The 8,616-nt window shown below is 61.1% G+C and carries 13 protein-coding genes; 8 read left to right on the forward strand and 5 right to left on the reverse strand.

Annotation, left to right across the window (positions count from 1 at the left end; all coding sequences use genetic code 11):
* The first annotated feature begins 305 nt into the window (after positions 1-305).
* Both AC30NL_RS18700 and AC30NL_RS18705 read left to right on the forward strand, forming a co-directional pair.
* On the forward strand, positions 306-623 hold the full coding sequence (locus AC30NL_RS18700; RefSeq protein ID WP_489465496.1) for a sigma factor-like helix-turn-helix DNA-binding protein: 318 nt from the start codon (positions 306-308) through the stop codon (positions 621-623).
* 1 nt (position 624) lies between these two features.
* Entirely contained in the window at positions 625-1,686 is a 1,062-nt protein-coding gene (locus AC30NL_RS18705; RefSeq protein WP_489465497.1) for a fatty acid desaturase, read from the forward strand.
* Here the strand turns inward: AC30NL_RS18705 and mnmH are convergent.
* Entirely contained in the window at positions 1,683-2,414 is a 732-nt protein-coding gene (gene mnmH / locus AC30NL_RS18710; RefSeq protein WP_489465498.1) for a tRNA 2-selenouridine(34) synthase MnmH, read from the reverse strand. The two genes, AC30NL_RS18705 and mnmH, sit on opposite strands and share 4 nt — an antisense overlap.
* Positions 2,362-2,793 (reverse strand): rhodanese-like domain-containing protein, encoded by a 432-nt coding sequence (locus AC30NL_RS18715; protein ID WP_489465499.1) that lies wholly within the window; start codon positions 2,791-2,793, stop codon positions 2,362-2,364. The genes mnmH and AC30NL_RS18715 overlap by 53 nt, the downstream gene beginning before the upstream one ends.
* 116 nt (positions 2,794-2,909) lie before the next feature.
* Between AC30NL_RS18715 and AC30NL_RS18720 the strand changes: the two genes are divergently transcribed.
* The 5 genes from AC30NL_RS18720 (at position 2,910) to AC30NL_RS18740 (ending at position 5,211) form a co-directional block, all read left to right on the forward strand.
* The gene (locus AC30NL_RS18720; RefSeq protein ID WP_489465500.1) at positions 2,910-3,494 is read left to right on the forward strand and encodes a hypothetical protein; all 585 of its coding nucleotides are present in this window, start codon (positions 2,910-2,912) and stop codon (positions 3,492-3,494) included.
* A 107-nt stretch (positions 3,495-3,601) separates the two neighbouring features.
* A complete protein-coding gene (locus AC30NL_RS18725; protein WP_489465501.1) occupies positions 3,602-4,384 on the forward strand; it encodes a sensor histidine kinase in 783 nt (260 codons plus the stop codon).
* Positions 4,385-4,460: 76 nt separating this feature from the next.
* On the forward strand, positions 4,461-4,619 hold the full coding sequence (locus AC30NL_RS18730; RefSeq protein ID WP_489465507.1) for a hypothetical protein: 159 nt from the start codon (positions 4,461-4,463) through the stop codon (positions 4,617-4,619).
* Complete coding sequence (locus AC30NL_RS18735) at positions 4,616-4,765, forward strand: hypothetical protein (RefSeq protein WP_489465502.1); 150 nt, start codon at positions 4,616-4,618, stop codon at positions 4,763-4,765. The genes AC30NL_RS18730 and AC30NL_RS18735 overlap by 4 nt, the downstream gene beginning before the upstream one ends.
* A complete protein-coding gene (locus tag AC30NL_RS18740) occupies positions 4,708-5,211 on the forward strand; it encodes an SDR family NAD(P)-dependent oxidoreductase (protein ID WP_489465508.1) in 504 nt (167 codons plus the stop codon). Before AC30NL_RS18735 ends, AC30NL_RS18740 begins: the two co-directional genes overlap by 58 nt.
* A gap of 174 nt (positions 5,212-5,385) precedes the next feature.
* On the opposite strand, the gene AC30NL_RS18745 is transcribed toward AC30NL_RS18740, so the two are convergent.
* Genes AC30NL_RS18745 through AC30NL_RS18755 form a run of 3 tightly spaced genes read right to left on the reverse strand, consistent with a single transcriptional unit; the run spans position 5,386 to position 7,360 of the window.
* Positions 5,386-6,054 carry a hypothetical protein gene (locus AC30NL_RS18745; protein ID WP_489465503.1) on the reverse strand — a complete coding sequence of 223 codons (669 nt, stop codon included), beginning with the start codon at positions 6,052-6,054 and terminating at the stop codon, positions 5,386-5,388.
* Entirely contained in the window at positions 6,051-6,497 is a 447-nt protein-coding gene (locus AC30NL_RS18750) for a hypothetical protein (protein ID WP_489465504.1), read from the reverse strand. The genes AC30NL_RS18745 and AC30NL_RS18750 overlap by 4 nt, the downstream gene beginning before the upstream one ends.
* Positions 6,497-7,360 (reverse strand): hypothetical protein, encoded by an 864-nt coding sequence (locus AC30NL_RS18755; RefSeq protein ID WP_489465505.1) that lies wholly within the window; start codon positions 7,358-7,360, stop codon positions 6,497-6,499. The genes AC30NL_RS18750 and AC30NL_RS18755 overlap by 1 nt, the downstream gene beginning before the upstream one ends.
* A 213-nt stretch (positions 7,361-7,573) precedes the next feature.
* Here AC30NL_RS18755 and AC30NL_RS18760 point away from each other — a divergent pair, with 213 nt between their 5' ends.
* Positions 7,574-8,311, forward strand: a complete 738-nt coding sequence (locus AC30NL_RS18760) for a UPF0149 family protein (protein ID WP_489465506.1) — start codon at positions 7,574-7,576, stop codon at positions 8,309-8,311.
* Positions 8,312-8,616 lie beyond the last annotated feature (305 nt).

An 8,616-nucleotide genomic window follows, 5' to 3' on the forward strand; every position in this document is an offset into this window, starting at 1 on the left:
ATCAGCCCAATGAGGTTCGAAGAAAACTGGCACGCGGGCCAGGCAAAGAAAGCCGCGTAATCGAGTGGCTATGGACTACGTCGATCAAGGGCAAGGTCAGGTGTCGTGACCTTCACACTGAAGCGAACGTCCCGGGGCGTTCACGTCGAGCGGTTGGAACGAACTCGGATCGAGTCCAACGTGGCCCACTCGGCGTTGTTTCCAGACAGGGCATCATTCGATCGCTTCTGTGACACCGACCAACAGCGCTTCAACTACGCACTGCTGTACAAGGAAATACGGAGAGCCTTCGATGAGCTCCTTTGATGTCCCCTGAAGGGCGACAGCGCCTCCCAGAAATCACTTCCAGCGACGGCTATGCCAGTCGGGCGCTGCGGGAAATCGCTCGTGTGGGCTCCTGTGTCGACGATGCGAGCGTCATCGAGGTACTGCACGACGCCAAATCAGCCTTCGGAGTCGATCACACCCGCGAGCGCGCCGGCATGAGCACCAAGGAGATTGCGGAGGAGCTCGGCACCACTGTCAGTGCCGTGGACTCCCGCTTTCACAGGCTCAGCACCAAGTTCAACACGCCGAATCGACGAGCTACAGCTCGGCTCGCAGCTGAGTACGGCTTGATCTGAAATGCGAAGGCAAGCGCTCCTGGCCGCTGGCCACTCTCTCATCCTTGCCTCGCCCGTCTTGGCGCTGGTCGAGATCATCTCGGGGAGGTACGGCTTGACCTTCGTGGCTCTAATTCTTGTCGCACCTCTGTTGCGCAGCTTGTTTGGCGACTCACGACGCGAGCCGCCTGCCTGGAGCGAAGGTATCGCAACATACCTCGGGTACCTTCCCGTGGTGGCCGCACTCGCGTGTATCTTCGCGGCGGCGATTTCGATTGGCGCCGTACCCGATGGACCGAACTCCGTCATCGGCCGCGCGCTACTGGGGCTGAGCCTTTGGGCTCTCTTCGTGTTCGCGAGCTGCATTGCCCACGAGCTGGTTCATAGGCGCGACAGCATGAGCCGCATGCTGGGGCAAGTCCTCAGCGGCGTCATCGGATATCCGGTGCTGGAGCACGAGCATCGCGCGCACCACGCACGATCAGGCAACGTGTGCGCTGCCGAATGGCCACGGCTTGATGAATCCGTATGGACTTTTTCCGTTCGTCGATTGCGAGTGGTGTTTCGCAATGCGTGGGAAGGCGACCTCGTGGCCGCATCGAAGAAAAGACAACGCTTGGCTGGGGGCCTTCCATTGGCTTGCTTCGCGATGGCGATCACCGCCATCTCATTCGCCGCAGTGTCAGGGCAGCGGGGCCTAGTGCTTTATTGCATGGTCGCCATAGCCGTGGCGTGGAGCATGCAGGCGGTAACCTACGTTCAGCACTGGGGACTTGGTACGGACAGCGTCGACGGTGCAGTCGAAGGCGAGTTTGGGTGGGAGGACCACTGCCTGATTCAGAGTTGGATGACTTTGGCCATCAGCTATCACCATGCCCACCATCATTCGAGTTCATTGCCCTACTACCGACAGCGTCCATCGGGCGCCGCACCGAAGGCCCCTGCCGGCTACGTCGTGCTGCTTTTCGCCAGCTTGATTCCGTCGGTATGGCGGTCGTTGATGCTTCCCGCGCTAAATCGATGGAAGGCCGATCCAAACAATCAAGCGACAGCCGGCCGGCGCTTGGTTTGCATCGTCCGCTAAGCGCGGCTCTCTTGGGAGCCGCCTGCCGACACGGCAAGGTCGCGAGCGACTTCGCGCAAAGTGTCTAGGGACAGAGACGGCAATTCAACCCGCTGCGCGCCCTCCTGCGAGCCGAAGGAGCGCCGCGTGGAGCGGTCATAACATGGGTCGTAGTGCTTGGCCATGATCCGTTCGAACAGTTCATCTATGTGGCCTGACTGCGCCAGAGACTGCCATGCGTTGATCTCGTCACCCCCGACCAACGGCTTCAAGGGCGCAAGCTTCTCCACCATCCCGCGCGGGTCGTCGACGAAGTGCGGGTAGTCCTCGCGCCAAAGCTTCACTCTTTCGCTCATCGGCGCAGACAGGTGGATCGGGCTTGTGCAATGCATCGCGTCGTAAAGTGCAGCGGGAATCTGGAGGTTCCCGATCTTCTTGGACTCGGCCTCCAGCCAGACCGGACGCACTGGATCAAACTTGCGCAATGCATCCAGCAGCAGCGTGTCGAAATACTTCTGGCTCGGCTGCGGCCGACCAGGCAGCGCACCGATCAAAGAACCGCGATGACACGCGAGTTCCTCGAGATCCAGCACCTGTTGACCCACATCCTGGAGCGCTGACAACAGTCGGGTCTTTCCACAGCCAGTCGATCCAGCGAGCACTCGGAATTCGAAGTGCCGTGGCAGCGTTTCCAAGCTAGCTCGGACCCAGCGACGATAGTTCTTCCAACCGCCTCGAAGCACGTCCACTTCGAAGCCGATCGTGCGTTAGGTTGTCAGCCCATAGCTTGCTCCGCTTGCCACCCCGAAAGCAGTAGACAAGCATCCTGTCCTGGTTGCCGTACTGAGCGATCAGGGGCTTGATGTGCTTCGCAATGTTGCGCAAGGAGTACTCGACGCCGATCAAGTAGGCCGCGTGCTTGTCGTCTTTGTGCTTTGTTCCGACCTCGGCATATTCGGCGTCGTCGACGACCGGCAGGTTCACGGCGCCAGGCAGGTGGTCTTCGTCGTACTCGTGGGGTGAGCGCGCATCGATGACCAACGCGTAGGCGCCGAACTCGAGCACCTCGAGTTGCAAGGGATGTGGCAGAAGCGACGCATCAGCGCGCGGTGCAGGATGACTATCCATGGGTAACCGAATGTGAATGCGCGCCAGATTTTGGCTGAAACCTCGCAGCGAATCCAGAGTGAGGGCCCCGTAAAGTGTGTGCGAAGCGAACGGATCGAGCCACAGGAGGACTCTCTATGAAAGAGCAGGTGGTTGGCACAAGGCTGAAGGTCAGCGAGCAATCGCCAAGTCCGCTGCAGGACCAATTATCGGTCCCAGGGCTGACCGAGCCATCGGCAGCATCCCTGGGCAGGGAATTCCTGCACTGGGCTGCAACAACAGACGTGGACCACGCCAAACAGGCGGGCTTGTTCCGGGTGGCCGTTCTCGACGACGAGACAGACGCCGCCACATCGATCTGCGCGTGCCTTTGCCGACACCAGATCGAGGCCCATCCCTTCACGGAACCGAGTGAAGTGGTTTCTGCGCTGGCACACGCTGAGTTTGACGCCTTCGTTCTAGACTGGTGCCTGGCTGACGAGACTTCGGCAGATCTGGTTCGGGAATTGCGACTTCGTTCGAAGCCGGATGCGCCAATCTTGATCTTGTCCGGTGGCGTGCCCCGCAGCGGCCTTGCCGTCGATGCTCAATTGGCTTCCGCAATCGAAAGGTACAGGCTTGTGTTTCGGACCAAACCTATCTCGTGTGCGGTATTGGCTGTGGACCTGAAGTCGGCCATCGAGTCAGCGCGCTGCTCGCTGGCCAAGGCGCCGTTGCTCTGACAATCGGGCCCTTGGTGCGAACGGCGAGAGATGTCCTGACCGAACATGCAAACGGCTCGCTCAAAGGGCACCCTGCGACAATGCAGCACCCCGCATCTCGTTCCAAGATGAAGCAGCGAAAGGCCGCACCGGCCACCCACATCGGCGTCAGCGAATACGTAGCGAAGGATGACGCCTCGCGCACGCTGCTGGGCATGATTTCGCACGAGCTGCGCACACCGATCCAGACCATCCTGGCAAACGCCGAGGTGATGGGCCTGATGGTTCTGCCGGCCGAAGCGAAGCAAGCGCTTCAGCGACTTGAGCGATCCGTGGAAGTGGCTCTCACGCGTCTCGACAGCATCTCGCAGTTCGCGGTGAGTGCGGCTGGCTCGAACACTGACTCTCCGGAGTTCCGGACTGTTCATCTGGCGACTTTGATTTCATCGGCCGTCGATGAGCTGTCCGCTGAAGCGGAGCGAAACGATCAGGTGATCAGCATCGAGCTCGCTGACGACGTGCCTCGATCGCTCGAAACGGACAGCACACGGCTGCAGCAGGTCCTAGCCAATTTCATGGCTAACGCAGTTCGTCACGGCGAGGAGGGCCAGATCGTTGTGCGATGCGCTCGAACGGCGCCGTCAACATCAAACCCACCGGCACTGGAAATCTCAGTGACCAACAAGACGCATCGGTTCCCGACAGAAGATGCTGACAAGTTGTGGCAGCCGTTCGTAAGGACAGCACCGGAAAAAAATCGCCCAAAGGGAATGGGTCTTGGTTTGGCTGTCGTGAAGCTCTTGGCAGACACAGCCGGCTGGGCCGTGGGCTGCGATCGACCGGATGATCAATCTGTCCGGTTCTTCGTGCGTGTGCCAAACGATCCAAGCCCGATTCAACCTGAGCTGTAGAGGGCGATGATGCGGAAGGTAGGACACACCAGTGACGCAGTAACGCCACATCCGCTCTTCCGGCCGGACAGCGCTGATCACGGGCGCCAGCGGCGGTCTCGGACAGTATCTCGTCAAACGCTGCACGGCGTTCGGCATGAACGTTGTAGCAGTGAGCCGAAGCCGCCCGAACAAGTCCGACAACAGCGATTTACTTCCCTCGACCGCACATCTTGACTTCATGAGACTGACTTGATCAATCAGCACCGTGTGCGCGCCTTGCTCGCTGCACTCGCAGCACGGAAGATTCACGTCGACCTGCTGTCAACTGTGCCGGAAGAGGACTGCTATCGCCATCCGCTTCCGTTCCTGTTGATGACCAACGAGCGATGGCCCGGCTGAATTTTGAAGTTCCGATGGAACTCACGCACGCACTGCTTCCTACGCTTCAATCGCGTCGCGGCGCTGTACTCAACATCGCCTCGCTGGCAGCCTTCATGCCCTTGCCCAACTTGTCGGTCGTTGGCGCATCGAAGGCCGCCTTGCTGCATTGGTCCGTGGCGTTGCGACGCGAGCTGATGGGCGCCGTCTCCGTGACGGCCTTCTGCCCCGGGATCACCAAGACACCGTTCTTGCGCGCGGCAAAGATGGATCATCTCCGCCTTGATGAACGATTCTTCGCTAGCGAACCGGCTGTGGTCGCGAGCCGGGCGCTGGATGCGGTTGCGAACAATAGAGCCGTGGCGTTTGCCACGACCCTTGATACCGTGTCCGCGACGATCGCCAGCTTCGTCCCCCGTCGGCTTGCTGCGGCATTGGCTCATTCCATATTGAAGCCGTCGCGCTGAACTGCTGCTCTTGGCGTCACCGTTTCTGACTGCGGGAAGCGCGATGCTGTGGTGTCCGCGGGCAGGCGGCAAAGACAGTCCAATTGAGCATGCGACGCAGGACGCGCTGCCCTTCCGTCTGAGACAGTAGCCGCGCATACTTCGTCGGCTACATCGGACTGCGTGCAACGCCTGTCACCTTTGGGCTTCGGCTAGCGCGCTGAGCCATGCCTGTTGCGCAGCGGTGGCGGCGCGCCAAGCTTCCGACAGATAGTGGCTACGATCATGGACGGCGAAGTCCATGATCGCTTGGTCGACAGTCCGTGCGAACTCATCGGCCGTGGCAGTCTCGGCCAGGCAACGAAAGTAGGCCGGGAATGTTGTGCGCCAGTGCACCCCAACGTTCCACGAACTGCCCTCGTCGGCGAAGAAGATCACATCATCGTGACACTCGTCGATGTATCGCAGCAGGCCGAAGAGGAGCTCGAAGGCTTCGCGCACCACAGGTTGCGGCCCGGTGTCGGTTTCGCGGACGCACCGGGCGACAAGTCGGTTGAACTCGGCAATGAATGCGTCTGTCCCCTTGGACTGCTCGGTGCAGTTCTTGCCGCTGACAGCGAAGGCCTCGTAGTATTTTCCGCTCATGCTCGCCGCATGAAACCTGCGCGCTTCTTCGAGCAAGGAGGGGGGCTCTGTCGCCGCGTCCACGGGGACGTCGATCTGAACGAAGTCGCCCAGCAGCGCGGGTAGCGCGGCGCTCGGCAATGCCTCAGCCGCACGCTCGGCAATGATGAGGAGATTGCCTCGGCTCAGCTTCCGAAGCGAGAGGCGTATCTGGGCCAATTCCACACGGCCGCCTGTCATTCCCGGGACTCCTCTTGCGTGGGGCGGTGGAACGGGCCGTTAGCCGGCCAGACGAAGTGCGTGGCGTATGCCTCCTCGAGCTTCGCGTCAGCGGACTTGGTAAAGCGCAAGCGCTGCTTGGCACCGCTGCCGTGTCGAAGGTAGATGGTGGCTGACGGCTTGAGGTTTAGGTCGTGCGCGTGAAAGCGCAGGATGCGCAGCAGCCGCGACAGGCGGGATAGGCTACCGGCGATGACCCGCTCCAGGTAGGGCACCTGGCCGCGGCGCCATTCTTCGAGTTGGTCCGGCTTGAGCAGGTCCATGCCGATGAGTACATCGACCGGCGCCACGACCTTGCCCTTCGCAAGGATCGCGTTGACCGCGCGTTCGATCCTCGGGTACAGCGGGTCGGCGTGATAGGTGGCGATGCTCACCACGGACGCGCGAGCAGTCTCCAGCGCCATCACTTCGTTCCAACCTCACGATACCGCGCCACCTTTGCGGGAGAACAGCGCTGCAGGATGCGCTTCCAACCATTGCGGGCAGCGATTGCTTCGCGAAGGATGTCGATGTACTCAACCGGATCCACACAGTCATCCGGTGGCACAGGTCCTTCCTCGATCTCCGCCAGCAGCAGGCGTCGGGCTGCCGAGCTGTTGCCAAGCTCAAGGACGCGGCTGTAGGCCTCACAGGCGTATGCAAACGTCTCGCGTTTTCGGTAGTCAATGTCGAGCAGCCACTCGCGCCGCGGTGTTGCGCCGAGTCCGATGGTGCGCCGCTTGCAGTTGTGGAAGATGTGCGCAGCTTCGTGGACGACGAAGTCGTCGAAGGGGCTGGACGCGTTGAAGGAGTCCGAAGCGACGAAGCAGGTCGTCTCGGCGCTCAGGCCAACGATGAGGCGCGCATCCTCCGACAGCGGTTCGGCACCACAGCTGACGAGGTAGAGGTTGGCCAGATCCCAGACTGTACCGAGCCAGGGTGTCGTCTGCAGGACCGTGTCGATGGTGGCCGGCGTCAGAAAGACGACCGAGCGAGCGAGCACGCCAAGCACCTTCTCCTGCTCGTGCGCCGGAAACAGCCCTCGGACCATCGGCTCGACCCTGGTGCGGGTGAAGGCAACGACGTCGATGCAAGTGAGTGCCGCGGGCACCATGGCGTGCGCGGTTCGCTGGCGAACCGTCGAGACCAGCGCGTCACGCAAAGCAGCGTCGCCGTGTTGGGCACGCGCTAGGAAGTTGTCGCCCGGCCAGCTGCGGGAAAGCGCATCGTGTTCGCCGGTGCGAAGGTAGCGCTCGACTTCTTGTTGGGGGAAGCTTGCATGCGTCACGGAGTGTCGAGTTTGTTCAAGTATGACGATCATGATTTCAGCACATCATTCGGCCCAGCGGCACTTGGCCGCCGACGGCGTTGTTGTGTACTTGAGTCTTCCCGTGATGCGCCAGAATCGCGCTACTGCCCAGGAGCTGCTCGACGGGCTTCGATCGCGTTCGACTTCGCAGCATGCGCACACCCCACGCATGCAACAACCAACACCCAACTCATGCAAGCTGACTCGTCACTCTCCGACAAAGAGCTGGAAGAACTGGAGATGTTTCTCATGTCCGAGGAGATGCCCGAAGACGGCATGGACATCTCCACGCTCGACGGATTCCTGGCGGCGATCGTCCTGAATCCCCAACTGATTGCGCCCGGCCGGTGGCTACCGTGGGTGTGGGACATGGAGGATGGGGAAGGTTTTCCGACGTTCGCCGATTCGCAGCAGGCAAACCGAATTTTCGGTTTGCTGATGCGCCACTACAACGTGGTGGTGACATCGATCAGCGGGGGTTGGTTCGACCCGTTGTGGATGCAACTGGCCCAGGAGGACGGTAGCGAGTTCTTCGACGCCGAAGGCTGGTGCGCCGGCTTCATGCTTGGCGTCAAGCAGTTCCCGGACGCCTGGCAAACGGTGTTCACGGGCCACATGGAACTGGTGGCAACGATGGTGCTGCTGGGCACCGAGGAGGGCTGGAAGACGCTGGAAGAGCATGGCCAGGATGCCGAAACCCGCAAACGCCTGACCCAGGGCGCCTACGAAGCCGTTCCCGCCGCCGTCGTCGCGCTGCAGGAGCATTTCAAGCCAGAACGCGAACAGGCGTTGCGATCCAGCCCAAGTGGGTTGCTCGAGCAGCAACCGCGACGCCGCGATACGCAAAAGGTTGGCCGCAATGACCCATGCCCTTGCGGCTCGGGCAAGAAATACAAGAAGTGCTGCTGGGCATCGGAGTCAATGCAATGATTTGACGAAGGTCCGCGGGGAGCGCGAATTGTCAGCGCATGCTGGAGGCCGCTTTGCCAGGCTGCGGACACGGGTAAACATTGTCCACATGTCCTCGGCCTCGTCCGGACGCTGCACATGAAGTCCCTCAAGGCAATCCTGCGTGTCGACGCCAAGGTGCCGTCCGCGATGGTCCGGTTTGGAGCGCGATGCCCAATTCACACTTCCGACCCCAACCGGACGTAGGGCCCTTTAAGCGGCCGTCCCTGAAGGAGTCACTGGAGGCGCTCAATTTGCAAGTTTCGGCGCCCCGGATGGCCTATTTC

The organism is Rhizobacter sp., assembly GCA_021153565.1.
Classification (GTDB): Bacteria; Pseudomonadota; Gammaproteobacteria; order Burkholderiales; family Burkholderiaceae_C; genus Albitalea.

What these genes read in the sequence shown, in the direction of transcription:
- AC30NL_RS18700 (WP_489465496.1), top strand. Translation starts at nt 306, where the DNA reads ATGTCCCCTGAAGGGCGACAGCGCCTCCCAGAAATCACTTCCAGCGAC.
- AC30NL_RS18705 (WP_489465497.1), top strand. Translation starts at nt 625, where the DNA reads ATGCGAAGGCAAGCGCTCCTGGCCGCTGGCCACTCTCTCATCCTTGCC.
- AC30NL_RS18715 (WP_489465499.1), bottom strand. Translation starts at nt 2,793, where the DNA reads ATGGATAGTCATCCTGCACCGCGCGCTGATGCGTCGCTTCTGCCACAT.
- AC30NL_RS18720 (WP_489465500.1), top strand. Translation starts at nt 2,910, where the DNA reads ATGAAAGAGCAGGTGGTTGGCACAAGGCTGAAGGTCAGCGAGCAATCG.
- AC30NL_RS18725 (WP_489465501.1), top strand. Translation starts at nt 3,602, where the DNA reads ATGAAGCAGCGAAAGGCCGCACCGGCCACCCACATCGGCGTCAGCGAA.
- AC30NL_RS18745 (WP_489465503.1), bottom strand. Translation starts at nt 6,054, where the DNA reads ATGACAGGCGGCCGTGTGGAATTGGCCCAGATACGCCTCTCGCTTCGG.
- AC30NL_RS18750 (WP_489465504.1), bottom strand. Translation starts at nt 6,497, where the DNA reads ATGGCGCTGGAGACTGCTCGCGCGTCCGTGGTGAGCATCGCCACCTAT.
- AC30NL_RS18760 (WP_489465506.1), top strand. Translation starts at nt 7,574, where the DNA reads ATGCAAGCTGACTCGTCACTCTCCGACAAAGAGCTGGAAGAACTGGAG.